The 25028-nt window shown below is 64.3% G+C and carries 21 protein-coding genes; 11 read left to right on the plus strand and 10 right to left on the minus strand.

From position 1 onward, the window contains the following. Positions 1–46 precede the first annotated feature (46 nt). Complete coding sequence (locus KMZ29_RS02400; protein WP_215622313.1) at positions 47–2113, minus strand: AsmA family protein; 2067 nt, start codon at positions 2111–2113, stop codon at positions 47–49. Between the two features lie 216 nt (positions 2114–2329). On the opposite strand from KMZ29_RS02400, the gene KMZ29_RS02405 reads away from it, so the two are divergent. Continuing rightward, positions 2330–3004, plus strand: coding sequence for a Crp/Fnr family transcriptional regulator (locus KMZ29_RS02405; RefSeq protein ID WP_215604555.1), 675 nt, complete (start codon positions 2330–2332; stop codon positions 3002–3004). Between the two features lie 14 nt (positions 3005–3018). On the opposite strand, the gene KMZ29_RS02410 is transcribed toward KMZ29_RS02405, so the two are convergent. The 4 genes from KMZ29_RS02410 to KMZ29_RS02425 all read right to left on the minus strand — a co-directional run bounded on the left by KMZ29_RS02410 (position 3019) and on the right by KMZ29_RS02425 (position 9554). Next, positions 3019–6156, minus strand: coding sequence for an efflux RND transporter permease subunit (locus tag KMZ29_RS02410; RefSeq protein WP_215622314.1), 3138 nt, complete (start codon positions 6154–6156; stop codon positions 3019–3021). Next, complete coding sequence (locus KMZ29_RS02415; RefSeq protein WP_215614317.1) at positions 6156–7070, minus strand: efflux RND transporter periplasmic adaptor subunit; 915 nt, start codon at positions 7068–7070, stop codon at positions 6156–6158. The genes KMZ29_RS02410 and KMZ29_RS02415 overlap by 1 nt, the downstream gene beginning before the upstream one ends. A gap of 178 nt (positions 7071–7248) precedes the next feature. Continuing rightward, positions 7249–7908 carry an OmpA family protein gene (locus KMZ29_RS02420; RefSeq protein ID WP_215622315.1) on the minus strand — a complete coding sequence of 220 codons (660 nt, stop codon included), beginning with the start codon at positions 7906–7908 and terminating at the stop codon, positions 7249–7251. Positions 7909–8075: 167 nt separating this feature from the next. Then, positions 8076–9554, minus strand: coding sequence for a caspase family protein (locus KMZ29_RS02425; protein WP_215622316.1), 1479 nt, complete (start codon positions 9552–9554; stop codon positions 8076–8078). Between the two features lie 211 nt (positions 9555–9765). Here KMZ29_RS02425 and KMZ29_RS02430 point away from each other — a divergent pair, with 211 nt between their 5' ends. The 4 genes from KMZ29_RS02430 to KMZ29_RS02445 all read left to right on the plus strand — a co-directional run bounded on the left by KMZ29_RS02430 (position 9766) and on the right by KMZ29_RS02445 (position 13734). Then, positions 9766–11082: an ISNCY family transposase gene (locus KMZ29_RS02430; protein ID WP_215620016.1), complete on the plus strand. Its 1317-nt coding sequence runs from the start codon at positions 9766–9768 to the stop codon at positions 11080–11082. A 391-nt stretch (positions 11083–11473) separates the two neighbouring features. Continuing rightward, positions 11474–12280 carry an N-acyl homoserine lactonase family protein gene (locus KMZ29_RS02435; RefSeq protein ID WP_215622317.1) on the plus strand — a complete coding sequence of 269 codons (807 nt, stop codon included), beginning with the start codon at positions 11474–11476 and terminating at the stop codon, positions 12278–12280. A gap of 44 nt (positions 12281–12324) precedes the next feature. Further along, entirely contained in the window at positions 12325–13233 is a 909-nt protein-coding gene (locus tag KMZ29_RS02440; protein WP_249779987.1) for an NAD(P)-dependent oxidoreductase, read from the plus strand. A gap of 156 nt (positions 13234–13389) precedes the next feature. Next, entirely contained in the window at positions 13390–13734 is a 345-nt protein-coding gene (locus KMZ29_RS02445) for a RidA family protein (protein ID WP_215622319.1), read from the plus strand. Positions 13735–13770: 36 nt separating this feature from the next. Here KMZ29_RS02445 and KMZ29_RS02450 read toward each other — a convergent pair whose 3' ends face one another. Next, positions 13771–14286, minus strand: coding sequence for a MarR family winged helix-turn-helix transcriptional regulator (locus KMZ29_RS02450; RefSeq protein ID WP_249779988.1), 516 nt, complete (start codon positions 14284–14286; stop codon positions 13771–13773). 137 nt (positions 14287–14423) lie between these two features. Here KMZ29_RS02450 and KMZ29_RS02455 point away from each other — a divergent pair, with 137 nt between their 5' ends. The 5 genes from KMZ29_RS02455 (at position 14424) to fahA (ending at position 20167) form a co-directional block, all read left to right on the plus strand. Continuing rightward, complete coding sequence (locus KMZ29_RS02455) at positions 14424–16040, plus strand: FAD-dependent oxidoreductase (protein WP_215622321.1); 1617 nt, start codon at positions 14424–14426, stop codon at positions 16038–16040. Between the two features lie 10 nt (positions 16041–16050). Next, positions 16051–16281 (plus strand): DUF2783 domain-containing protein, encoded by a 231-nt coding sequence (locus tag KMZ29_RS02460; protein ID WP_215622322.1) that lies wholly within the window; start codon positions 16051–16053, stop codon positions 16279–16281. A gap of 156 nt (positions 16282–16437) precedes the next feature. Then, on the plus strand, positions 16438–17391 hold the full coding sequence (locus KMZ29_RS02465) for an MBL fold metallo-hydrolase (protein WP_215622323.1): 954 nt from the start codon (positions 16438–16440) through the stop codon (positions 17389–17391). 2 nt (positions 17392–17393) lie between these two features. Beyond that, positions 17394–18740 (plus strand): homogentisate 1,2-dioxygenase, encoded by a 1347-nt coding sequence (gene hmgA, locus KMZ29_RS02470; RefSeq protein ID WP_215622324.1) that lies wholly within the window; start codon positions 17394–17396, stop codon positions 18738–18740. Between the two features lie 152 nt (positions 18741–18892). Continuing rightward, positions 18893–20167: a fumarylacetoacetase gene (gene fahA, locus KMZ29_RS02475; protein WP_215622325.1), complete on the plus strand. Its 1275-nt coding sequence runs from the start codon at positions 18893–18895 to the stop codon at positions 20165–20167. Between the two features lie 102 nt (positions 20168–20269). Here the strand turns inward: fahA and KMZ29_RS02480 are convergent, their stop codons facing one another. Continuing rightward, positions 20270–20581, minus strand: a complete 312-nt coding sequence (locus KMZ29_RS02480) for a DUF1272 domain-containing protein (protein WP_215622326.1) — start codon at positions 20579–20581, stop codon at positions 20270–20272. A 96-nt stretch (positions 20582–20677) separates the two neighbouring features. Continuing rightward, positions 20678–21121 carry an Lrp/AsnC family transcriptional regulator gene (locus KMZ29_RS02485; RefSeq protein ID WP_369810067.1) on the minus strand — a complete coding sequence of 148 codons (444 nt, stop codon included), beginning with the start codon at positions 21119–21121 and terminating at the stop codon, positions 20678–20680. A 157-nt stretch (positions 21122–21278) separates the two neighbouring features. On the opposite strand from KMZ29_RS02485, the gene hppD reads away from it, so the two are divergent. Next, positions 21279–22397 (plus strand): 4-hydroxyphenylpyruvate dioxygenase, encoded by a 1119-nt coding sequence (gene hppD, locus KMZ29_RS02490; protein WP_215622327.1) that lies wholly within the window; start codon positions 21279–21281, stop codon positions 22395–22397. Positions 22398–22531: 134 nt separating this feature from the next. On the opposite strand, the gene KMZ29_RS02495 is transcribed toward hppD, so the two are convergent. Beyond that, positions 22532–23644: a CaiB/BaiF CoA transferase family protein gene (locus KMZ29_RS02495; RefSeq protein ID WP_215622328.1), complete on the minus strand. Its 1113-nt coding sequence runs from the start codon at positions 23642–23644 to the stop codon at positions 22532–22534. 30 nt (positions 23645–23674) lie between these two features. Continuing rightward, positions 23675–24991 (minus strand): LLM class flavin-dependent oxidoreductase, encoded by a 1317-nt coding sequence (locus KMZ29_RS02500; RefSeq protein ID WP_215622329.1) that lies wholly within the window; start codon positions 24989–24991, stop codon positions 23675–23677. Positions 24992–25028 lie beyond the last annotated feature (37 nt).

The raw sequence follows: 25028 nt of genomic DNA on the forward strand, positions 1-25028 counted from the left end.
AGGGCCGGGGTGGGGATACCGCGGCGGCGGTGGGGAGGTGAGAATGTCAGCGGTTGAACAATTGCCGCAGCACCTCGTTCATCGCCGGGCTGTCCTGCGGGGCTTGCGGGATGGTCTCGTTCTGCGGCGCAGGCGCCGGCGGCGCGGCCGGAACGGGGGAGCCCGGCGCGGGAATGCTGCGGCCTTGGCTTGGGACTTGGCTTGGGACTTGGCTTGGGACCTGGCTTGGACCCTGGCCTGGCGGCGCTTGTCCGAGCCCCAGCCCGAGGCCCTGCTGGATCAGATTGCCGAGGGTTTCGCCGAGCTTGTCGGCGGACAATCCGCCGCCGGCCGCTCCGCCGCTACCCGATCCGCTGCCGGCGGTTCCGCCTCCGGTCAATCCGCCGAGCAGCCCCCCCAGGCCGCCGCCGTCCTTGCCGAACAGGCCCTTGCCCATCTCCTTGAGCTTGGCATAGGCGGCGTCGGGATTGTCGAGGATGCCGGCCATGTCGGGATAGATGCGCGGCTGCGCCCACGGCCCGTCGATCATCACGGGAATGCCGAGCCCGACCGGATCGGAGGCGCGGCCCTGGCCTTCGGTGGTCATCACCAGTTTCGGGTCGACCCGGAACGCGATCTGCTTGGTGCCGAGGTCGATGGTGCCGACGCCGGTCATCTTCACCAGCGGTCCCACCAAATTGAGATCGGTGGTGACGGCCTGGCCCTTGTCGATGCGGAACGAGGCGGACAATTGCGAGAGGTCGGTGACCTGGTCCTGCTTCTCCTGCCAGCCCGACAGCGTGCCCGAGGTCAGCGAGCGGATCATCTTGGCGACGTTGAGCCCGATGATGGCGCCGTCCTGGAACACGACGAACGCCGTGCCATTGAGGTTCGCCATGATGGCGCGCTGGCTCGAGCCCGTGGCGCGCACGGAGATTTTCGCCTGCATCTTGCCGTCGAGCTTGTCGAAATCGGCGGTACTGGTCAGCAGCGGCAAGGCGCGGACGCCGGCAAGGTCGCTGTGCAGCGTGAAACTCGGCTCGGCCGCGGCGGCGTCCGCAGTGACCTCGCCGCTGGCCTGGCCGCCATAGGCGCCGAGATTGGAGAACCGCACCTTGAGCACGCCGCTGCCGAGCGTGGCATCGATCGCGGCCGGCGCGAAATGCGCGCCCGCAATGTTGAACTCGGCGGCGGAAGCCCGCACCTGCGCGTCGACATAGTTCAGTCCGCTGATGTCGAACGTCGCATTGCTCCAGGCCTGCGTAGCGGGCGAGGGCGTCGCCTTGGCGCCGGAAATGTCGAGCCGCTGGAAGTCGAGATCGAGCTTGACCAGCGGTTTGCTGGCGAGATCGACCGATGCCCAGCCGTTGAACGCGCCGTCGCCGAGCGTGCCGGACAGGCCGTTGATCATCACGGTCGAACCATTGAGCCGGACCTCGGCCTTGGCCGCCAGCGAGGCCTGCAACAGGCTGGGCGCGTCGAGGCCGATCTCGACCGGAATGTTCTGCCGTTCCAGCGGCGGTGGCGGCGCGGTGGCGCGGATGTCGAATTTGAGCGGATGGCCGCCGGTCTTCGCAGCGCCGGTGATCTTGATCTTGCGATCGGCGCCCATCCTCATCTCGGCGTCGATGCCGTCGATGCGATTTTCCACGCGGTCGCGCAGGTTGGAGAACACCACCACGCCGTCGGTCACGGTGATGCGATCGATCGCGGCCTTGCCGGCTTCGCTCGGGGCGGCCGCCGGCCTGGCGGATGAAATCAGCTGTCCCGAGCGTTCGCGCAGCAGCGGCAATTGCAGCACCGGCTTGTTGATGACGAGTTCGGTGACTTGCGGGCGGCCCGACCACAGGCTCGACAGCGTCACGTCGGCCTGGAGGCTGCCGACGGTCAGGCGGCTCGTGCCGTTGCGGTCCTTGGGGTCCTGCAGCGTGACGTCGTTCAGCTTGACGTTGAGGGAAGGCCAGATCCCGATCCTGGTGGCGCCGGCAATGGTCAGTTTGTAGCCGGTCTCGCGCTCGACCCGGGTCTGGATCTCCGACGTCAGGAATCCCGAGGGGACGCCGACGATCAGCAGCAATGCCGCCACCACGATCACGGCGGCGACGGCGGCTCCGGCGATTTTCAGTGCTTTCATCTCGACATTCCAGACCGGGCAGCTGCGCTCGAATTCGGCCCGGCCATAGCGGCGGGCCACGTAAATTGAGCTTATCCCGGAAGGGGAAACGGCTCAAAGCCAGTAAAAATAGTCCGGGGGTGCTGCAAAGTTATGTGACTTATGACACACTTCACAGGCCACAAGCTTCGCTAACGGTTATTTTGTCGATCTCGAATCCTTCTGGAAGGCATTGCAATGAGCAAAGCGGCCGAATTTGCGGTCATTCTCAAGATGAATCCGATGTTCGCGGACTTGGGTTCCGACGAATTGCAGCGGATCTCGAGCCTCTGCCACACCCAGCACCTCGGGGTGGGCGAGATGCTGTTCCAGAAGGGCGACGCCGGCGACGCCCTGTTCGGGGTCCGGCGCGGGCAGATCCGCATCGAGACCGGAGCATCGGACGGCAGCCGCCTGACCCTGAACTTTCTCGGCCCCGGCGACCTGTTCGGCGAGGTCGCGGTGCTCGACGGCCAGAGCCGCACCGCGGACGCCACCGCCGGCGAGCCCACGGAACTATTCGTGCTGCGGCGCGAGGATTTTCTCAGCTTTCTCGAACGTGAGCCCCGCGTCGCGGTCAAGATCATCGCGCTGTTGTGCCAGCGCATCCGCTGGATGAGCGAGCGGATGGAGGAATCCATGCTGCAGCCGCTGCCGGTACGGCTGGCGCGCCGGCTCTGCGCGCTGTCGTCCGATTTCGGCTCCGAGGTGCACATCTCGCAGGAACAGCTCGGCGTGTTCGTCGGCGCCGCCCGCGAGAGCGTCAACCGTCAACTGCAGCTGTGGCGCAAGGACGGCATTCTCGACCTGCAGCGCGGCCGCATCCTGCTGCAGAACATGACCAAGCTGACGGCGGTGGCGCGAAACGAATAGGGCTATAGCGCCGCCTACTCCGCCGCGGGCGAATGCACGATGCTCGGCGGCGGCTTGTGGTCGCCCGGCTCCTGCTCGTTCTCGCCGCTGGAGACCAGCAGTTTCCTGCCGAAGCGCCAGATCAGCGCGCCGAGATCGTCCATCATCATGAACATCGCCGGCACGAACACCAAGGACAGCACGGTGGAGAACACCAGCCCGCCGATCACGGCGAGCGCCATCGGCGAGCGGAATTCGCCGCCGGCGCCGAATGCCAGCGCGGACGGCATCATGCCGGCCGCCATCGCGATCGTGGTCATGACGATCGGGCGTGCGCGCTTGATGCCGGCATCGATGATCGCAAATTCGCGCGGATTGCCCTCGCGGATCGATTCGACCGCGAATTCCACCAGCATGATGGCGTTCTTGGTGACGATGCCCATCAGCATCAGGATGCCGATCCAAACCGGCGTCGTCAGCTGCTTGCCGGTCAAGAGCAGCGCCGCGATGGCACCGCCGATCGAGAGCGGCAACGAGAACAGGATGGTGATGGGCTGCAGGAAGGTGCCGAACAGCAGTACCAGCACCGCATAGACCATCATCAATCCGGTGGTGATCGCGGTGGCAAAGCCTTCCGACAGTTCGTTCAGGCTTTCGGCGTCGCCCGAGGGGCTGACCTTCACGCCCTTGGGCAGGCTCTTCATGACCGGCAGGTCGTAGATCAGTTTGGTGGCGTCGCCGAGCGCGGCGGAGCCGACGAGGTCGGCCGCCACCGTGGCCTGGCGTTCCCGGTCGTAGCGGTTGATGCTGGTCGGGCCCTGATCGAGCTTGATGTCGGCGACGACGGAGAGCGGCACGCCGCCCTTCTCGCCGCGCTGGCCGAGCGGCACCCGCAACTGCTCGAGGATCTGCAGGTCGCCGCGCGCGGCGTCCTCGAGCTGCACGCGGACCGGCACCAGCCGGCCGCCGGCGTCGAACTTCGCCAGCGCCGGGCCGACGTCGCCGATGGTGGCGACCCGGATGGTCTGCGACAGGCTCTCGGTGGAGACGCCGAGCCTTGCTGCGAGCTCCGCCCGCGGCTGGATGCGAAGCTCGGGGCGGTCGAGCGAGGTTTCGGAGATCACGTTGGCGATGATCGGAATCCGTTTCATCTGCGTCGCCAGCTCGCTGGCGACGTTGCCGACGATGTTGCTGTCGACGCCGGTGACCACCAGCGAGATCGCGCGCAAGCCGTTTTCGTCGAGGAACCAGAATCGGATGTCGGGAACGCTTTCGAGGTCCTTGCCGATATCGAGTTCGAGCAGGCGTTGCGTGTGTGCATCGTCGCGGTCGGCCTTTGGCGTGTAATTGATGATCAGCGCGGCTCGGCGCACCTCGAAGATGCCGGGCGGCACGCGGCCGCCGTCGACGAACACGCTCTTGACCTCGGGCCGCTTGCGCAGGCGCGCGACGATCTCCTCGGTCACCTTCTCGGTGTAGGCGAGTTGTGTGCCCGGCGGCAGCTCCATCGCCAGCAGCGAGCGCGCGGTATCCTGCGCCGGCAGGAAGCCCTGCGGCAACAGCGTGATGCTCCAGATCGAGGCGGCGAAGATACCGAAACCGGCCAGCACGGTAATGAAGTAGTGCTTCACCGACCAGGTGACGAGCCGCGTATAGGTTTGCAGGATGCGCCCCGGCGGCGGGTCTTCGTGCGGATGATCCTTCAGGAAATAGGCCGCCAGCACCGGCGTGACGAAGCGCGCGGCGAGCAGCGAGAAGAACACCTGCACCGACACCGTGATGCCGAATTGCTTGAAGAATTGCCCGGCGATCCCCGACATGAAGCTTGCGGGCGCGAAGATCGCGATGATGGTGAGCGAGATCGCGATGACGGCGAGGCCGATCTCGTCGGCGGCCTCCAGCGCGGCGCGATAGGGCGACTTGCCCATCCGCATGTGGCGCACGATGTTCTCGATCTCGACGATGGCGTCGTCGACCAGAATGCCCGTCGACAGCGTGATGGCGAGGAAGCTGACGAGGTTCAGCGAGAATCCGAGAAGATCCATCGCCCAGAACGCCGGGAAGATCGACAGCGGCAGCGAGATCGCGGCGATGATGGTGGCGCGGATGTCGCGCAGGAACAGCAGCACGACGATGACGGCGAGGATGGCGCCTTCGAACAAGGTCGAGATCGCGGCTTCATAGTTGCCCTTGGTGAATTCCACCGAGGTGTCGATCAGCTTGAGGTCGACGTCGGGATAGGCAACCTTGAGCGCATCGATGCGCTTCTGCACGGCCGCGGCTACGACCACGTCGCTGGCGCCCTTGGAGCGCTTGATGCCGAGCGCCACGACGGGCTCGCCGTTCAAGCGCGCGAAGGTCCGGCGATCGGCGATGGTGTCGGTGACGGTGCCGAGATCGTCGAGACGAACCTCGCCGCCGCCGAACAGCGGGATCATGGTGCCGGCGAGATCGTTGAGGGTCTTGGCGCCGGCCAGCGTGCGGATCGCCTGGTCGTTCTTGCCGATCTCGGCGCGGCCGCCGGCGAGGTCGACATTGGTGCCGCGCAGGATCTGGCTGACATTGACGGCGGTCAGCCCCGCGGCCTGCAGCCGGTCGGGATCGAGCGACACCAGGATTTCGCGCTCGACACCGCCGATGCGCTCGACCTGGGCAACGCCGCGCACGCCCTGCAGCGCGCGTTTGACGACGTCGTCGACAAAATAGGACAGTTGCTCGGGCGTCTTGCCGGGCGAGATCGCGGCATACGTGACGATCGGCAGGCCGATCACGTCGACGCGCTGGATCAGCGGCTCGTTGACGTTCTGCGGCAGGTTGGCGCGCACGCGGGTGACGGCGTCCTTGACGTCGTTCAGCGCGCGATCGGTGTTGGTTTCGAGCGCGAACTGGATCGTAGTCAGCGACAGCCCGTCCGTGATCGAGGATGAGATATGCCGCACGCCCTCGACGCCGGAGACGCCGTCTTCGATGGTCTTGGTGACCTGCGACTCCAGCTCGGCCGGCGCCGCGCCGAATTGCGAGACCGCGACCGAGATCACGGGGATGTCGGCGCTCGGCAGCCGCGTCACCGCGAGTTTGGTAAAGCTGACCCAGCCCAGCACCAGCAGGATGATCGAGAAGACGATCGAGGGAAGCGGGTTCCGGATCGACCAGGCCGAGATATTCAGAGCCATCAGCGCACCCGTACCCGATCGAGTTCCTCGGCGAACATGGTCTTGATCTGGTCGCCGTCATGCAGCGAGGTGCCAGCGTCGGCCACGACGATTTCGCCGACGTCGAGGCCCTCGAGGATTTCCGTCGAAGTATCGGACACCAGTCCGACCTTCACTTTGCGCGTCTCAATCGTGTTTCCTTTAACCACCTGCACGGTCAGATGGTCGATGGCGGTACGCGGAATGGCGACGCCGCAACTGCGCTTGGCGTCGATATTGGCGCGCGCAAACATGCCGATCTTGAGCGACGGGTTATTGGTCAGCGAGATCCGGATGTGGCCGAGCTGGGTGCTGCGGTCGATCTGCGGCGAGACCAGCCGCACGCGCCCGATCAGGTCGGGCACATTGTCCCGGCTGACGCGCGCCGACGCGCCGGGATTGAGTTTCAGCATGTGGATCGCCGGTACTTCGGCATCCAGTTCGATTTCGTTGTTGACGGAGATCCGGAACATCGGCCCGGCTTGCGGCGAAGCGGGCGCGCCGGCGATGGTCCTGACTTCGGTGACGAGGCCGGCCGCCGGGGCGCGCAGCACCGTCGGCCCGGGTCGTCCGCCGGCCTGCTGAGGTGGAGGTGTCAGCCGCGCCAGTTCCTGATTCTCGGTGACCATGTCGCCTTCGCGGACCAGCACTTCGGAAACCCTGGAGCCTTCCTGTTCGACGCCGACCACCGCTTCCCGGCGCGGCACGATGAAGCCGGTGACCCGCACCATGTCGGAGAAGCAGGCGTTGGTGGTCTTGGTGACGATGACGAGGGCGTTGGACGGGGTGTCTTTTTCCTCCGGCCGCGGACGGTGCTCGAACCAGTAATATCCGGCCCCCAGCACGACAACGACGACCACGCCGATCGCAGGTTTGAGATATTCGGAGAGCTTCATCGCCGGATCAATCCAGACCTATCGGGTGGGACGGGTGGAGACGCTTTTATAGCGTTTTCCAGCGACGTGGATACCGGCTCGCGCCAGGAAAATGCGTCAAATAAACACAGAGCCTCCGATCCGATCTGGTCGGAACGGAGGCTGCAGCCGCAAAACTCTACTCGGCACCACAATTCACTTACTTGGATGCGGTGGTCGTGCTCGCCATGTTGACGACCTGTACGCGGCGGTTCACTTCCGCGAGCGGGTGGCCGGGATCCTTGAGCTTGCTCTTGCCGTATCCGACGGTCACGAGGTCAGCGCCGGCAATGCCGAACTTGTCGGTCAGGTAGCGCTTGATCGAGTCGGCGCGCCGTTCGGACAGGTCTTGATTGTACGCCTCGCCGCCGGCGGCGTCGGTATGGCCTGCCACCACGAAGGTCGAGCCCTTCAGATCGGGATTGGAAAGGGCCTTTCCGAGAGCCTGAACCGAGGGCAGCGACTTGGCGCTGATGTCGGCCGAGTTGTAGTCGAAGGTGATTTCCAGATCGATATTCGGCTTGTCCTTGGCGAGGGTGGCGATTTCCTCGCGCTCGTTGACCGACAGCGAACGCGAGGGCCGGCCACGGATCTTCTGGACAAAGCGTCCTTCCTCGGCGCTGACCGCCGGGTCGACCTTCGGACCCACGGAGAGGCCGCGGGTCAGCGGCTTCTTGGCCGGCGCAAGCGCGCGGACGATCTGATCCTCGGTGACGTCCTCGGCGGCGACGGCCTTCGCCATTCCGAAAGAAAGCGCGGCGCCAATCGTCACGATCGAAAGGATTGCGGTGAGATTCTTCCTTCCAGACGTCTTGGTCATTTGCCAGTCCCTCCTGCGCCGTCGGCGCGGTTCCAATCGATGCTCGATGAGCCGCCGGACAGAGCGGGCGGAGCCCGGCCACCTCCCGGCGTGGCTACTTCCTTGGGTTTGTCTCTGGCGCCTGCCTGGGGGTTCGAGGCCGCGCCGGCCCCTTACTCAAATAATCGTTAACGTACCCCGTAACTCGCGAATTCCTTGACAATATTCGGATCCATGGCCTTGGCATTGGATATATCCAATTCGCCCTCGGAAATCGAGCCGTTTCGCTGCTTGGCGAGGCCGCGTCCGTACAGCGACGAGGTCAATCGCGGGTTGATCTTGAGGGCGGCGTCGAAATCAGCAATTGCATTCTTGGTCTGCCCGCTCTTCAGGTTGACGAGACCGCGGCTGTCGAGGGCATCGACAAAGTTCGGGCGCAGCCGCAGCGCTTCGTTGCAATCCTTCAGGGCGGCCTGCAGGTCGCCGATCACGGTGCGGGCCCAGCAGCGGTTGTTATAGGCTTCCACATCCTTGGGGTTGAGCCGCAGCGAGTTGTCGAAGTCCTTGATGGCAAGGCTGTAGGCGCCCTTGCTGGCATAGACCTGTCCGCGCCGGTACAGCGCGCCGGCGTCGTCGGGATTGGCGGCGAGCTTCTGGGTCAGGCTCTTGATGGTCGGGTCATCGGCCAGCGCGACGGCAGTCGGCCCCTCGGCCGGCTTTTCAGGCGGAGCGAGGGTGACTTCGGCCGGCTTGGGCGGCGGCGGCAGGACCGGCGTCTCGACCCGCGGCGGCGGTGGCGGTTCGACGCGCGGCAGCGGCGGGGGAGTAACCTGGGGAGCGGCTTGAGGCGGCGCTGGAGGAGTCGCCGGGGGTAATGCCGCCACCGGACCCGGGGCGGCCGGCTTGGCGGCGGTGCCCGGAATGAAGGAAAAATCCTCGGCCAAAGAGGAGGAGATCCACGGCACCTGCTCGCTGCGGGAGGCGCGGGTGACGCCGACGCGGGTGCGGTTGAGGGTTTCCTCGGCCATCAGGTCGGGAACGCGAATTTCCTTGAGCAATTCCCGCACGAACAGGCTGCGGTCGCTGCCATTGTCGCTGACCACCGAAGAGAGCGCGGCCGAATACATCACCAACGTTCCGTTCGGCGCAATCACAGGCGCCAGCCCCGCGGAAAAGCTGCGGAACCGGCGTTCGAACGGGTTGCGCCTGGAGGCGTCGATCAGGGCGATCTTGACCCCGGCGCCGCGGCTGTTGATTTCGCCCAGCACCGTCTCCAGGCTGAAGCCGTCGCGGCGAACGTCCGGCTCGGTCCAGATCTGGGCATCGACCGGAATCATGTAGCTTTGGCGGCCGGACTGGACGCCGAACCCGCTGAAGAACAGCAACACGACCGAGCCGGGCTTGATCCGTCCGTAAAGCTTGTCGAAGGCGCGCCGCATCGCGTCGCCGGTCAGATTTTCTCCGACCTCGACGTTGAAGCCGTCGCGCTTGAGTTCGTCGGCGATGGCGCGGGCGTCGTTGATCGGTTCCTTGAGCGGCGCCTCGGCGTCGGGATATTTCGCGTTGCCGACGACAAGCGCAAAGCGCTCCGCGCCCGCAGCGACCGACGGGACAATCGGGATAACCGACAAAACCGAAATCAGAAATAATGCGAGGCGGATTTTCATAAAACGGCAGTCCAGCCAACAAAGCGCCGACACCAGCTTGCGCCTCGGCGACCTTACTCTACGCAAACCGCATTATCAAACCGGGGGCGCCGAGCTGTCAGTAGCTCGTGATCTGTCGCCTGTTTGTAGCTCGTGAAGTGTCGTGTTTTTGGTGCCCCGGAACAAAGGGGGCACGATGGGCACGGCATCCATTCACGAGGGTGTACGACGGATGCGGTTTTCGAGTTTGCTGGATCGGACTGAGGCGAAGGAGCTGACGCAGGAGGCGGCGTCTGAGCTTCTGGGGATCAACGTGCGGACGTTCCAACGTTGGGCGGAACGCTTTGAGGCGGAGGGCGATGACGGGCTGGTCGACCGGCGCATGGGCCGGCGATCACCGAGGCGTGCGCCGGAGGAAGAGCTGGAGCGGATGCTGGGGCTGTTCCGGGACAAGTACGCCGATTTCACGGTGAAGCACTTCCACGAGCAGCTGCAAAAGCGACATGGCTATGTGCTGGGCTACACGGTGACGAAGCTGGCCTTGCATGCTGCGGGCTTGGTGCAGAAGGCGCCGAAGCGTTCGGCGCACCGCAAGAAGCGTCCGCGCCGGCCGCTTCGGGGCATGCTGCTTCACCAGGACGGGTCGCGCCACGTCTGGATCGAAGGTCTGCCGGCGATGGACCTGATCGTCACGATGGACGATGCGACGAGCGAGATCTACTCGATGCTGCTGGTCGAGGAAGAAGGGACGGCGTCGACGTTCCGGGCCTTGGGCGAGGTGATTGGCGAGCGTGGTCTGTTCTGCGCGCTCTACACCGATCGCGGCAGCCATTACTTCTACACCCCGAAGGCCGGCGCGAAGGTCTCGAAGACGCAACAAACCCAGGTGGGACGGGCTTTATCGCATCTTGGGATCGAGCATATCGCGGCCTATTCGCCGCAGGCGCGCGGGCGTTCAGAGCGGGTGTTCGGCACGCTGCAGGGCCGGCTGCCGAAGGATCTGCGGCTCGCCGGGATCAGGACGGTCGAGGCCGCCAATGCGTGGTTGAAGGCGCATTACATCGCCGAGCATAATGCGGCGTTTGCGATCGTGGCCGAACAGCAAGGCACGGCGTTCGTAGCCGACCGGCACGAGGCCTGGCGCGAAGCGCTGTGCGTGATCGAAGAGCGAACCGTCGCCAACGACAACACGATCGCATGGAGCGGCCGGCGGCTGCAGTTGCCGGAGAGCCGGCTCAGGCCCCACTTCGTCAAGGCCGTGGTGCGGGTTCACGGGTATCCCGATGGCACCGTGGGCGTGTTCCTTGGCCCGCACCGATTGGCGAGGTTTGCCGCCGATGGACAGCAGATCAGCCCCGACGCGCCTCAGCCTGGCAGCGTGCTCGGAGCCGTCAAGGACAAGCCCTTACGGGCGCGCAAGTGCGCGTCCTTGACCGCTCCTGCGCGCGCCGCCGTCGAGATAGCGCGGGTCGGGGCGGAGAAACGGGCTTCAAGTCAAACAAAGAAACCAACCCGAGGGGCTAACCTGCCACCAATATCCATGGCATGACCAAACCGGCGGAACCGTCCACGCCTTCCGGCTCCTCCGAAACTCAATAACGAAGGCGACAGATCACGAGCTACAAAAATACGACAACTTCACCCGCTACGGACAACCGGGGGCGCCGAGCCTGTCAACTGGTTGTGAAGCTGATCGTAATTGCGACAATTAATCGCGACGAGGCATGGGAATAAACCGTGACACGGATCGGGCGGTCCCGTGATCGCGGGTGCAGGCGTTCGGGTGCGGGTGCATTGCAGCGGGCAGGGCAGGGGATCGGGCGCATCGCGGGTTCTCCTGCCGCGCGACCGTGGAGCCGCCGCGAACCGTTCGGTTTGACCTTTCGGATCGGTGGTGGCTTGGTGCCGCAATCGGAAAATCAGGAAGAAAAGTACAGCCGATGGGAAACGCCTACGAGATCTACGCCCTGCGCTATGCGACGATGTCGCCGCGCACCCCCCACATGAACTACCTGCTGCCGGATCCCCACGAAACCACGGCGCAAGACCTCGATTATTTCGTCTGGCTGATCCGCGGAAACGGCCGCGATATTCTGGTCGACACCGGCTTCAATGCGGAGGAGGCGCAGGCGCGCAGCCGCAAGCTCACGCTCAATCCGGTCGATGCGCTGGCGCGCTTCGGCGTCGACGCCGGCGCCATCAGGGATGTCGTCGTCACGCATCTGCATTACGATCACGCCGGCAATCTCGATCGCTTCCCCAATGCGCGGTTTCATCTGCAGGACCGCGAGATGAGCTATGCGACCGGGCGCTGCATGTGCCAGGGCCTGCTGCGGCATCCGTTTTCGGTGGAGCACGTCACGCTGATGGTGCGGCACGTCTTCAGCGAGCGCGTCACCTTCCACAACGGCGATGGCGAGGTTGCGCCCGGCGTGACGCTGCATCGGGTCGGCGGCCACTCCGACGGCCTGCAGGTGGTGCGGGTCGAGACCGCGCGCGGCCCGGTGGTGCTGGCGTCGGACGCCTCGCATTACTACGGCAACATGCATCGCCGCAGCCCGTTCCCGATCATCTACAATCTCGGCGACATGTTCGAAGGCTGGGATATCGCGCAGCGCCTGGCCGGTCATCCCGACCGCGTCATTCCCGGGCATGATCCCCTGGTCTGCGACATCTATCCGCGCGCCGGCGACAACGCCGATGCATTTGCCCTGCACCTGCCGCCGTCACGTTCCTTCGTCAAATAACAAGGCGTTTTCGAGCGAAGCGGGTACCGGTCCGCAATCGGGAAATCGCCAAAACAATAAAGAGCAAACTCATGCCAGACTACAAGACCATCGGTTTCATCGGCCTCGGCGTGATGGGCGAGCCGATCTGCCGCAACCTCGTCAGGAAAAGCGGCGCGCCCGTGATTGCCTTCGACCTTTCACCGGAGCCGCTGGCACGGCTGGCCGCCGATGGCGCCGCTGTCGCCGTGTCTGTCGCCGACGTCGTCAACAACAGCGACATCGTGTTCCTGTGCCTGCCCAGCGCCAAACACGTGCACGCGGTGTTCAATGGCGACGGCATCCTGAAGAATATCCGCAAGGGCCAGGTCGTGGTCGATCTCGGCACCTCTTCGGTCAACCAGACCCGGGATTTCGCAAAACAGTTGCAGGCCAGGGGCGCGACCTGGGCCGACGCGCCGATCGCGCGCACCCGCCAGGCGGCGCAGGACGGCACGCTCAGCGTCATGGTCGGCGCCACGGGCGAAATCTTCGCCGCGATCGAGCCCCTGATCCGCTGCTTTGCCACCGACGTCACCAACTGCGGCGGCGTTGGCGCCGGGCAGGTGACAAAAATCCTCAACAACATGGTGCTGTTCGAAACCGTCAATGCGCTTTCCGAAGCGGTGGCGCTGGCCAAACACAACGGCGTCGATCCGGCGCTGCTGCTCGATACCCTGTCGAAGGGATCGGCCGACAGCTTCGCGCTGCGCAATCACGGCATGAAGGCGATCGTACCGGGCAGTTTTCCCGAACGCGCCTTCTCGACCGAATATGCCTTGAAGGATCTGTCTTACGCGCTGGAACTGGCCCGTGACGCCGGCATCGAAATCCGCGGCGCCGAGCTGACCGGCAGGATTTTGCAGGAAGCGATCGATGCCGGCTCGGGCGGGGCGTATTTTCCCGTCATCGCGAAGTATGTTGATCGGGGATAGTTGTCGTCATTCCGGGGCGATGCCAACGGGTCCGCGCAAAGCGCGGCCCGATGACAGGCTCCGCATCGAACCTCAGATGTGCAATTGCACATCGGGGAATCTCGAGATTCCGGGTTCGCATCTCCGATGCGCCCCGGAATGACAATGGAGCTAGCCATGATCACCCGCTTTCCCGGCCTTACGCCGACACGCAGCCGCGCCGTCGTTCATGGCGACCTCGTGCTCACGGTGGCGGTCGCGCCCGATCCGGTGACCTCCTCGATGTATGAACAGAGCGCAAAGGCGCTGGCCCGCATCGACGAGAGCCTCGCGCTGTGTGGCTCGGACAAGAGCAAGATCCTTTCGGCGATCGTCTACATCACCGACATGAAGCGCAAGAGCGAGATGAACCGCGCCTGGGACGAATGGGTCGACGCCAGGAATCCTCCGATGCGGGCCTGCATCGGCGTCGATCTCGAACCGCCGCATATTGTGGAGATCGTGGTGACGGCAGTGAAGTGAGCCGGCCTCTATGGCGCCCGGCCGTGACGCAAACTGTCAATACGCGTCCTTGACGCCCGCTTCCTTCGCCGTCTGCACCAGGTCGAGGCTTTTCTCGATCTTGCCGAGCATGGCTGCGAAAGTTTTCCGCTCCTGCGCCGAGAGGCAGGACAGGATCTCCTGCTCCCGGCGCAACAGGCGCGGGATCAGTTCCCGGTACAGCGCCTTGCCCTTTTGCGTCATGCGCAGCGCAAACTCGCGACGGTCGTCCGCGTTCGCGACCCGTTCCACGAGCTGCCGCTGCATCAGCGTGGTGACGGCGCGGCTGATGGTGGATTTGTGGGTTCGGGTGCAGTGCGAAATGTATTGCGCGCTGCAGGCCTCGTCGCGGAAACCGAGCGTCGCCAGCACGCGCCATTCCGGAATGTCGAGCCCGTAGCGCTCCTGATATTCGCTGGAGAGCGCGGAGGAGACCTCGGCCGCCAGCCGGTTCAGCCGGAACGGCACAAAGCCGAAGAGGTCGAGCTTCGAGCTTTCTCCGGGCACGTCTTCTTCGCGCGAACCGGCGCCCACTTCGCTCGAAAACGCCTTTGGCAAGAATCGCTCCAATTTGAGTTGACGGCCGCACACCCAAAGGGTTTAAGATAGTTGCAGGTGCGACTAATTAGCAGAGTCGCAGGCCCTTGGCTAGTCGCAAGGTTGGTAGCCGCATGGCGCAGCAGTCCCACATCCAGTTCGGTTACCAGCGTCATTCCGATCAGGATCGCCGTGACGGCGACGCGGCGCGTCATCAGGTGGTCGTGGTCGGCGCCGGACCGGTCGGGCTGTCGTTCGCGATCGATCTGGCGCAGCGCGGCCATCGCGTCGTGCTGCTCGACGATGCCGACCGGATCGGCGAGGGCTCGCGGGCGATCTGCTTCTCCAAGCGCTCGCTGGAATATTGGGACCGGCTCGGCATCGGCCAGCGCATGGTCGACAAGGGCGTGGTCTGGAGCGTCGGCAAGATCTTTCACGGCGCCTCGCAGCTCTACCAGTTCAACCTGCTGCCGGAGGAGGGGCACAAGCGGCCCGCCTTCATCAACCTCCAGCAATTCTATGCCGAGGCCTATCTGGTGGACCGGGTGCGGGAGCTTGCCGCGATCGACCTGCGCTGGCGCAACAAGGTGACCGGGCTGGAGCAGCGCAACGATCATTCGGTGCTGACGGTCGACACCCCCGACGGACCCTATCGGCTGCGCGCCGACTATCTCGTCGCCTGCGACGGCGCCCGGTCGCCGCTGCGGCAGATGGTGGGCGCGGAATTCGCCGGCAAAGTCTTCGAGGATCAGTTTCTGATCGCCGACGTCAAGATGAGCGCGGAATTTCCGACCGAGCGCTGGTTCTGGTTCGACCCGCCGTTCCATGCCGGCCGGTCGGCACTGTTGCACCGGCAACCGGACGACATCTGGCGGATCGATCTGCAGCTCAGTCCGGATGCGGATCCCGCGGTCGAGAAACGGCCGGAGAATGTGCGGCCGCGGATCGCGCGCATGCTCGGGCATGACAAGTTCGATTTCGAATGGATATCGCTGTACAAGTTTCAGTGCCGGCGGATGGACAAGTTCATCCATGGCCGCGTGATCTTTGCTGGCGATTCCGCGCACCAGGTCTCGCCGTTCGGCGCGAGGGGCGCCAATTCGGGTCTTGAAGACGCCGAGAACCTCGCCTGGAAACTCGACCGCGTGCTGCGGAAGTTGTCGCCGGAGGCCTTGCTCGAGAGTTATCATCTCGAGCGCAGCGCTGCGGCCGACGAGAACATTCGCGAATCGACCCGATCGACCGACTTCATGGCGCCGGTTTCGCGGCAGGAAGCGCGGCTGCGCAAAGCGGTGCTGTCGCTCGCCAAGGAAACCGAATTCGGCAAGCGCATGATCAATGCCGGCCGGCTCTCGGTTCCCTCGATCTACGATTCGCCGTTGTCGACGGCCGACTCAGAGACGTGGCGCGGCGGCCCGCGGCCCGGCGCTTCGATGCCGGACGCGCCGGTTGCCGAGCGATCCGGCGATCCCACATATTTGACCGACGCCTTCATCGAAGCGGGAAAGCGGTTCACGTTGCTGGAGTTCGCCAATGGCGCGGCGCCCGAGGTGCCTGATGGCGTCGGCGTGATCCGGATCGGCGGCAAGGATGGCCTTGCCGATCCCGCCGGCCTGGTTGGCGCGCGCTACGATGCCGAGCCCGGCACCGCCTATTTGCTGCGGCCGGACGGCTATGTCGCCGCGCGCTTCCGGCAGCCGACTCGATCAGCGCTCGACGCCGCGCTGGCGCGCGCTACCGGCACGAATTGAGGTTCCGGTCATGGCATTATCCACCTCATCGAATTTCGCCAAGCCGGACGATGCGTTTCGCGCCGTGGTCGAAGCGCATCGCGGCCTGAGCGACGAGCAGAGCGCCGATCTCGACGCGGCGCTGGTCCTCATTCTGGCCAATCACATCGGCGATCTCGCCGTGCTGCGCGAAGCGATTTCGCTGGCGCAGCGGCGGATGGCGGATGCGAGCCAGCAACAACAGCAGCAACAACAGCAATAGTAGCATGAACATGCCCAAGACCGTCATTGCGAGCGAAGCGAAGCAATCCATCTTTCTCGTTTCTTGCGAAGAGAAAGAGAAAGCTGGATTGCTTCGTCGCTTCGCTCCTCGCAATGACGGGAATGGACACAGAGTCTCACACAGGGAATTGAACTAATGGCAAAAGGTTTCGCATCGACGACCGACATGGCGGAGAAGAAAATCACCTTCTCCGAGATCGGCACCGACCTCTATGCCTTCACCGCCGAGGGCGATCCCAATTCGGCCGTGATCGTCGGCGACGACGGCTGCCTCGTGTTCGACGCGCAGGCGACGCCGGCGATGGCCAACAAGGTGATCGAGCGGGTGCGCAAGGTCACCGACAAGCCGATCAAATATGTGGTGCTGTCGCATTATCACGCGGTGCGGGTGCTTGGCGCCTCCGCCTACAAGGCGCAAGGCATCATCGCCTCGCAGGAAACTTACCGGCTGATCGAAGAGCGCGGCCAGCAGGACTGGGATTCCGAATACGGCCGCTTTCCGCGGCTGTTCCAGGATGCCGAGAGTATCCCCGGCCTGACCTGGCCGACGCTCACTTTCGAAGGCGAGATGTCGATCTATCTCGGCAAGCGCGAAGTGCGGCTGATGCAGCTCGGCGCGGGGCACACCTCCGGCGATATCGTGGCGTGGGTGCCGGATGCCGAAGTGATGTTTTCCGGCGACCTGATCGAATATCATTCCGCCTGTTATTGCGGCGACGCGCATCTGCGCGAATGGCCGATGACGCTCAACGAAATTCGCGCCTTCAATCCCAAGGCGATCGCGCCGGGACGCGGCGACGCGCTCAAGGGTGTCGCCACCGGGCGCGAGGCGATCGCGATGACGCGCGATTTCGTCACCACGCTCTACGGCGCGGCCGAATCGGCGGTCGCCAAGGGGCGCAGCCTCAAGGAAACCTGGGCGGCGGCCCGCGAGGTGATGGATCCGAAGTTTTCCAGCTTCGCGATCTACGAGCACTGCCTGCCGTTCAACGTCTCGCGCGCGTTCGACGAAGCGTCGGGGATCGACGATCCCGTGATCTGGACCGACAAACGCGACCAGGAAATGTGGGCCGCCTTGCAAGGAGGATGACCATGAACATAAACACCTCTCCCGACGTGATCGGCCGGAGCTCCGTCAATATCACGCCGGGCTACATGTCCGGCTTCGGCAACAGCTTCGAGACCGAGGCGCTGCCCGGCGCGCTGCCGATCGGGCGCAACTCGCCGCAGCGTTGCGCCTATGGGCTCTATGCCGAGCAACTCTCGGGCTCGCCGTTCACGGCGCCGCGCGGCAGCAATGAGCGCTCCTGGCTCTATCGCATCAGGCCGTCGGTGAAACATTCCGGCCGCTTCGCCAGGGTCGATGCCGGGCTGTGGCGCACCGCGCCGTGCTTCGAGCAGGAAATATCGGTCGAGCAGTTGCGCTGGGACCCGGCGCCGATTCCGAAGGAAGACAAGACCTTCCTGCAGGGCGTGCAGACCATGACGACGGCGGGCGACGCCAACACGCAAGCAGGCATGGCGGCGCATGTCTACCTCATCACCAAATCGATGGTCGATCAGCATTTCTACAATGCCGACGGCGAGATGATGTTCGTGCCGCAGCAGGGAAGCCTGCGCTTCGTCACCGAGTTCGGGCGGATCGATGCCGGGCCTGCCGAGATCGTGGTGATCCCGCGCGGCGTCAAGTTCCGCGTCGAACTGTCAGGCGGTCCGGCGCGCGGCTATCTCTGCGAGAATTACGGCGGCGCCTTCACGCTGCCGGAGCGCGGCCCGATCGGCGCCAATTGCCTCGCCAATCCGCGCGATTTCCTCACGCCGGTCGCGGCCTACGAGGACAAGGACACGCCGACCGAACTGTTCGTGAAATGGGGCGGCTCGCTGTTCAAGACCACGCTGCCGCATTCGCCGATCGACGTCGTCGCCTGGCACGGCAATTACGCGCCGTATAAATACGATTTGCGCACCTTCTCGCCGGTCGGCGCGGTCGGTTTCGACCATCCTGATCCGTCGATCTTCACGGTGCTGACGGCGCCTTCGGAAACCCCGGGCACCGCCAACATCGACTTCGTCATCTTCCCGGAGCGCTGGATGGTGGCGGAAAACACCTTTCGTCCGCCGTGGTATCACATAAATATCATGTCGGAATTCATGGGGCTGATCTACGGCGTCTACGATGCCAAGCCGCAAGGCTTCACGCCCGGCGGCATCAGCCTGCACAACATGATGCTGCCGCACGGCCCGGACCGCGAGGCCTTCGACCATGCCAGCAACGGCGAATTGAAGCCGGTCAAGCTGACCGGCACCATGGCCTTCATGTTCGAGACGCGCTTTCCCCAGCGCATCACCGCGCATGCGGCGAAGTCGTCGACATTGCAGCACGATTACGCGGATTGCTGGAAGGGACTGGAAAAGCGGTTCGATCCGAACAAGCCGTAGGTTCCGACCCATTCCCTGAGCGTCATTCCGGGGCATCGCGCCGCGATGAACCCGGAATCTCGAGGTTCCCCCGATGTGCAATTGCACATCTGAGGTCTGCGCCTGGCGGCGCATCCCGGAATGACGGTGAACAACAAGCAGGACCGACAAATTTGCCCCACCCCAACGATCCCACCCTTCGCTCCTTCATCCCAGTCGATCCCGCTTCCGACTTCCCGATCCAGAACCTGCCTTACGGCGTGTTCTCGACCGCCGCCGCGCCTGCACCCCGAGTCGGGGTCGCGATCGGCGATCATGTTCTCGATCTCGCGGTGCTGGAGGGGGAAGGGCTGATCGATCTCGCGCCGGCCTTCGACGTATTCGCGCAAGGCTCGCTCAACGCTTTCATGGCATTGGGGCCTAAGGTGTGGTCGCGTACCCGGGCGCGAATCAGCGAGCTATTGCGTCACGACAATCCGCAGCTGCGCGATAACAAGATCCTGCGCTCCAGCGCGCTGGTGCCGATGGCGGACGCCAGGCTGCACCTGCCGATCGCGGTCGCCGGCTACACCGATTTCTATTCGTCGAAGGAACACGCCACCAATGTCGGCGTCATGTTCCGCGGCAAGGACAACGCGCTGCAGCCGAACTGGCTGCACATGCCGATCGCCTATAACGGCCGCGCCTCCACGGTCGTGGTCTCCGGCACCAAAGTGCGCCGGCCGCGCGGCCAGTTGAAGCCGCCGAGCGCCGAGGTGCCGAGTTTTGGACCGTGCAAGCGGCTCGACTTCGAGCTGGAAATGGGCGTGGTGGTCGGCCAATCCTCGGTGATGGGCGAGATGCTCACCGAGAAGCAGGCGGAGGCGATGATCTTCGGCTTCGTGATGCTGAACGACTGGAGCGCGCGCGATATCCAGCAATGGGAGTACGTGCCGCTCGGGCCGTTCCAGGCCAAGGCCTTTGCGACCTCGATCAGCCCGTGGATCGTCACCCGCGAAGCGCTGGAGCCGTTCCGCGTTCAGGGCCCGGTGCAGGATCCGGCGCCGCTGCCGTATCTGCGGCAGACCGAGCCCAACAATTACGACCTGCAGCTCGACGTCGCCCTGCGCGCGGCGCAAATGAATGAAGCCGCCAACATCTGCCGCACCAACTTCAAATACATGTACTGGTCCTCGGTGCAGCAACTGGTGCACCACGCCTCATCCGGCTGCGCCATGAACGTCGGCGATCTCTTAGGGAGCGGCACCATCTCCGGCCCGGACAAGCACCAGCGCGGCAGCCTCCTGGAAATCAGCTGGAACGGCACCGAACCGGTCGAGCTGGCTGGTGGCGTCAAGCGGACGTTTCTCGAAGACGGCGATTCGCTCAGCTTCCACGGCTGGTGCCAGGGCGACGGCTACCGTGTCGGCTTCGGCGAGGTCGAGGGGACGATCGTGGCGGCGGAATGACTTTGCCGTCATTGCGAGGAGCGATAGCGACGAAGCAATCCATCGCGCCGCAGGCGGAAAGGTGGATTGCTTCGCTTCGCTCGCAATGACGATGTGGGCGCGTCAGCGCATCTCCGGCGCAATATTCCGCAGCTTCGCCGAATGCGCGGCGACCTCGTCGGGGCTGTATTTGAGGTGCACGCGCTTGTCCGACGGCGGATGCTTCTGCACGGATACGCCGGGCCGCCATTCATTCGCGGGGCGGATCGGCCGCGGCACGAAACCGCCGCCGCAGTTCGGGCATACATTGTGGAGCCTGGTCTCCACGCAGTCCGCGCAGAACGTGCATTCGTAAGAGCAGATCCGTGCTTCCGTTGAATTGGGCGGCAGGTCCTTGTCGCAATATTCGCAGTTCGGCCGGAGTTGCAGCACCATGGGTGTCTCGTCAGGTTGAGGCGAGGCGGATCATTGCAAATCGGCGGCTTGATTCGAATGCCGAATCTCCCTCGATTTCGGCCATCTCCCTCGAAATTACCGCGCCAATTCCTTGAGCGGCAGCCTTGCGCTCTCCTTCAACCGGTCCAGCACGATCGAGGAGCGGACATGCGCCACGCTCTGGTGCGGCATCAGCACGTTGTTGACGATGTCCGACAGGCTCTTGAGGTCGCGCAGCACCGCTTTCAACAGATAGTCGGCGTCCCCGGTCAGCGAATAGGCCTCCTGGATATCGTCAACGCGGTTGACCAGCGCGCGAAACTTCTTCGCATTGTCGGGCGAGTGGGTCGCGAGCGTAATCTGAATGAAGGCGATGACGTTGAAGCCGAGCGCCTCGGCGGCGAGGTCGGCGTGATAGCCGGCGATCAGCTTTTCCTCCTCCAGCCGCATGCGCCGCCGTGAGCATTGCGAGGCCGACAGGCCGGCCAGATCGGCGAGCTGCTGGTTGGTCAGGCGGCCGTCATCCTGCAGCGCGCTCAATATCTTGAGGTCAAAGGCGTCGACCTAGATCATGCGCGAAAATCCTGATTTGTGCACGAACCGTGCATGATGTGGCGACATTGCCAACCATTTGCACGCACATTGCGCCTCCGGCGACCGACTATTCAAGCTTCAAATCAGGGGAGATTCGCCAGCCATGGGTCCATTTCCGCACGACGCGCCGGCGGCCGCGATATCAGCCGACAATCCCATGGGCACCGACGGCTTCGAGTTCGTCGAATATGCCCATCCTCGGCCCGAAGAGCTGCACGCGCTGTTCCGGCTGATGGGCTATGCGCCGGTCGCCCGCCACCGGACCAAGAAAGTCACGGTCTATCGCCAGGGCGATATCAATTATCTGGTCAACGAGCAGCCGGGCACGCACGGCGCCAACTTCGTTGCCGCGCACGGACCCTGCGCGCCGTCGATGGCGTTTCGCGTCGTCGACGCAAAGCGGGCCTACGAGCGCGCGCTGTCGCTCGGCGCCGAGCCTGCGGACATATCTCCTGTTCAGGAGGTGCTCGATGTCCCCGCCATCAAGGGTATCGGCGGCAGCCTGCTGTATTTCGTCGACCGCTACGGCGCCAAGGGCTCGGCCTATGACGCCGAGTTCGAATGGACAGGAGCGAAAGATTTGCGGCCGGAGGGTGCCGGGCTGCATTATATCGATCATCTCACCCACAACGTCCATCGCGGCCGGATGGATGTCTGGACCGGCTTCTACGAAAAACTGTTCAACTTCCGGCAGATCCGCTTCTTCGACATCGAGGGCCGCGCTTCCGGCCTGTTCTCGCGGGCGCTGACCAGCCCCGACAGCAAGATCCGGATTCCGATCAACGAGGACGCCGGCGATTCCGGACAGATCGAGGAATATCTTAGCGTATATCGCGGCGAGGGCATCCAGCACATCGCCTGCGGCTCGAGGGATATCTACCGGACCGTCGAGAGGCTGCGCGCGGATGGCCTGCCGTTCATGCCGTCGCCGCCCGACACTTATTTCGAGAAGGTCGATGCGCGGCTGCCCGAGCACGGCGAGGACGTCGCCCGGCTGAAGCGCGACGGCATCCTGATCGACGGTGAAGGCGTGGTGGAGGGCGGCCACACCAAGGTGCTGCTGCAGATCTTTTCCGCCAACGCGATCGGGCCGATCTTCTTCGAGTTCATCCAACGCAAGGGCGATGACGGCTTCGGCGAAGGCAACTTCAAGGCGCTGTTCGAATCGATCGAGGAAGACCAGATCCGCAGGGGCGTACTGAAGGTGGATAACGCGGCGTAGGTTTCGCTACGTCATTCCGGGGCGACGCGAGAGCGTCGAACCTCAGATGTGCAATTGCACATCGGGGAATCTCGCGCCAATTCTTCTGGATTCCGGGTTCGCGCTAACGCGCGCCCCGGAATGACGCTGGAGCGTCATCTCCCCGCCTTCCACTCGCTCGCAAGGCTCGCGATGTCAGCCGCTTCCGGCTCGCGGATCGCGGACGGCGTGCGGGAAAAACGCGGCGCGGGCGCGGGCTGGGTGACGCCGTGGCGCTCGACGAAGATCTTGCGTGCGGCCATGTGCGGATGTTTCGGGGCTTCCGCCATGGTCAGGATCGGCGCGAAGCAGATATCGGTGCCTTCCATGATCCTGCACCACTCCTCGCGTGTCTTGCTCTTGAACACTTTTGTGAGCTTTTCCTTCAGCGCGGGCCAGGCCTTGCGGTCCATCTGGGCGTCGAAGGCGGCGTCGGCGAGGCCGGCATGCTGGCGCAGCAGCGCGTAGAATTGCGGCTCGATCGAGCCGATCGAGATGAAATTGCCGCAGGCGCATTCGTAGACGCCGTAGAAATGCGCGCCGCCGTCGAGGAAATTGCTTTCGCGGCCTTCGCTCCAACGGCCGATCGCGGTCATGTCGAAGAACATCGACATCAGCGACGCGGCGCCGTCGCACATCGCGGCGTCCACCACCTGTCCCTTGCCGGACTTCGAGGCTTCCAGCAGGGCGGCGAGCACGCCGACCATGAGGTAGAGTGCACCGCCGCCGAAGTCGCCGACCAGGTTGAGCGGCGGCACCGGCTTTTCCTTCGGGCCGATCGCGGCCAGCGCGCCGGTGACCGAGATGTAGTTGATGTCATGGCCGGCGGCCTGCGCCAGCGGACCTTCCTGGCCCCATCCGGTCATGCGGCCATAGACCAGGCGCGGATTGCGCGCCTGCACCATTTCGGGCCCCAGTCCCAGCCGCTCCATCACGCCGGGACGAAAGCCTTCGATCAGCGCATCGGCATTGGCCAGGAGGTCGAGCACCTGCGCCACCGCGGCCTTGTCCTTGAGGTCGAGCTCGACCACCTTTCGTCCGCGGCCCGCGACCGACTTCATGTTCTTCTTGGCGCCGACGCGATCGAGCGTGACCACTTCCGCGCCCATGTCCGCCAGCATCATACAGGCAAAGGGCCCGGGCCCGATGCCGGCGAATTCGACGATGCGGAATCCCGCCAGCGGGCCGGAGGTGCGGGTGGAGGATTTGGGGGCTGATTTATCGAGCACGTTGTTTTTTCCGTTGATGAAGTAGGAGGATTAGGAGGTTGCGGAGGTCTTGCCGCCGTGGCGGGCAGGATCGCTGAGGGTCACCTTGGCGGCATCGGCCCACAGCTTGGCGTTCTGCTTCTGGCGCTCGGTGGCGGCGCCTTCTTCGGCGATCTTGCGGCCGAGCGCGACATAGACCGGAATTTCCTCATCGCGCATCGGCTCCATCGCCTGTTTGCGCGCCATCGCCTTCTCGATATAGGGCGCGAGCTCTTCCTGTTTCTGCTTCTCGCGTTCGATCTCGCGCTGACGGAATTCCGGCATCACGTCCTTTGCGAACAGCTCGAGCGCCTCGCAGATATGCTTGTGCTGGTTGCGGCCGCCCTGCTGGATGAACACGGTCTGGTCGACGCCTGACTCCTCGAAGTGCCGCAGATGGGTCCGCAGCTGGTCCGGCGTGCCGATGCCGTGATCGGCGCCGGCCGGCGGCAGCGCATGCCGCGCCTTTTCGAAATTGGCCCAGATGTCGGTGCGGCCCGGTTTGTGTTCGCCGAAGATATAATGATGTGCGAGGCCGTAGCGGAAGAACCGCAGGCCGTCCTCGCCGCGGCGGCGCGATTCCATCTCGTCCGGATGTACCGAGAAGCCGGTCACCATCGCGACGTTGGGATTGACCGCGTGACCGATCGGCACGCATTCCTCCTTGAAGATGCGGTAATAGTCATCGACCCACTGCCTTGCCTCGCGCGGATCGACGAAGGCAAAGGTCAGCGCGCCGATGCCGCAGCGCGCCGCCATCTTGATGGTCTCGCGGTTGGAGCAGGCGACCCACAGCGGCGGATGCGGCTTCTGCAGCGGTTTCGGCACCACGTTGCGGCAGGGCATCTCGAAGAACTCGCCCTTGAAGCCGGGATAGGGGTCCATCGCCATCATGTTGGTGCACTGCTCGACGCCCTCCTTCCACATCCGGCGCTTCTCGACCGGATCGAAGCCGACATTGAAGCCGCCGAGCTCCATCAGGGAGGCGCTCTCGCCGGTGCCGAATTCGACCCGGCCGTTGGAGACGAGGTCCAGCGTCGCGATACGCTCGGCGACCCGCGCCGGGTGGTTGTATTTCGGCGGCATCAGGCAGATGCCGTGGCCGAGGCGAATCTTCTTGGTGCGCTGCGAGCAGGCCGCGAGGAAGATTTCCGGCGCGGAGGAGTGCGAATATTCCTCGAGGAAATGGTGCTCGACTTCCCAGGCGTAGTCGATGCCGAGCCTGTCGGCGAGTTCGACCTGGTCGAGCGCCTCCTGAAACAGCCTGACCTCGTCGCCCTCGTTCCACGGCCGCGGCAATTGGTGCTCGTAGAAAATGCCGAACTTCATGGTTCCTCCCGGGAGCCGCGCATTCCGCAAAGGTGGG

The organism is Bradyrhizobium sediminis (assembly GCF_018736085.1).
Classification (GTDB): Bacteria; Pseudomonadota; Alphaproteobacteria; order Rhizobiales; family Xanthobacteraceae; genus Bradyrhizobium; species Bradyrhizobium sediminis.

Bases quoted from the DNA above. Each gene is read 5' to 3' on its own strand.
- KMZ29_RS02420 (WP_215622315.1), bottom strand. From the start codon at position 7,908: ATGACCAAGACGTCTGGAAGGAAGAATCTCACCGCAATCCTTTCGATC.
- KMZ29_RS02445 (WP_215622319.1), top strand. From the start codon at position 13,390: ATGATCACCCGCTTTCCCGGCCTTACGCCGACACGCAGCCGCGCCGTC.
- hppD (WP_215622327.1), top strand. From the start codon at position 21,279: ATGGGTCCATTTCCGCACGACGCGCCGGCGGCCGCGATATCAGCCGAC.
- KMZ29_RS02455 (WP_215622321.1), top strand. From the start codon at position 14,424: ATGGCGCAGCAGTCCCACATCCAGTTCGGTTACCAGCGTCATTCCGAT.
- KMZ29_RS02415 (WP_215614317.1), bottom strand. From the start codon at position 7,070: ATGAAGCTCTCCGAATATCTCAAACCTGCGATCGGCGTGGTCGTCGTT.
- KMZ29_RS02430 (WP_215620016.1), top strand. From the start codon at position 9,766: ATGCGGTTTTCGAGTTTGCTGGATCGGACTGAGGCGAAGGAGCTGACG.
- KMZ29_RS02405 (WP_215604555.1), top strand. From the start codon at position 2,330: ATGAGCAAAGCGGCCGAATTTGCGGTCATTCTCAAGATGAATCCGATG.
- KMZ29_RS02410 (WP_215622314.1), bottom strand. From the start codon at position 6,156: ATGGCTCTGAATATCTCGGCCTGGTCGATCCGGAACCCGCTTCCCTCG.
- KMZ29_RS02460 (WP_215622322.1), top strand. From the start codon at position 16,051: ATGGCATTATCCACCTCATCGAATTTCGCCAAGCCGGACGATGCGTTT.
- KMZ29_RS02400 (WP_215622313.1), bottom strand. From the start codon at position 2,113: ATGAAAGCACTGAAAATCGCCGGAGCCGCCGTCGCCGCCGTGATCGTG.
- KMZ29_RS02435 (WP_215622317.1), top strand. From the start codon at position 11,474: ATGGGAAACGCCTACGAGATCTACGCCCTGCGCTATGCGACGATGTCG.
- KMZ29_RS02500 (WP_215622329.1), bottom strand. From the start codon at position 24,991: ATGAAGTTCGGCATTTTCTACGAGCACCAATTGCCGCGGCCGTGGAAC.
- KMZ29_RS02465 (WP_215622323.1), top strand. From the start codon at position 16,438: ATGGCAAAAGGTTTCGCATCGACGACCGACATGGCGGAGAAGAAAATC.
- KMZ29_RS02425 (WP_215622316.1), bottom strand. From the start codon at position 9,554: ATGAAAATCCGCCTCGCATTATTTCTGATTTCGGTTTTGTCGGTTATC.
- KMZ29_RS02480 (WP_215622326.1), bottom strand. From the start codon at position 20,581: ATGGTGCTGCAACTCCGGCCGAACTGCGAATATTGCGACAAGGACCTG.
- hmgA (WP_215622324.1), top strand. From the start codon at position 17,394: ATGAACATAAACACCTCTCCCGACGTGATCGGCCGGAGCTCCGTCAAT.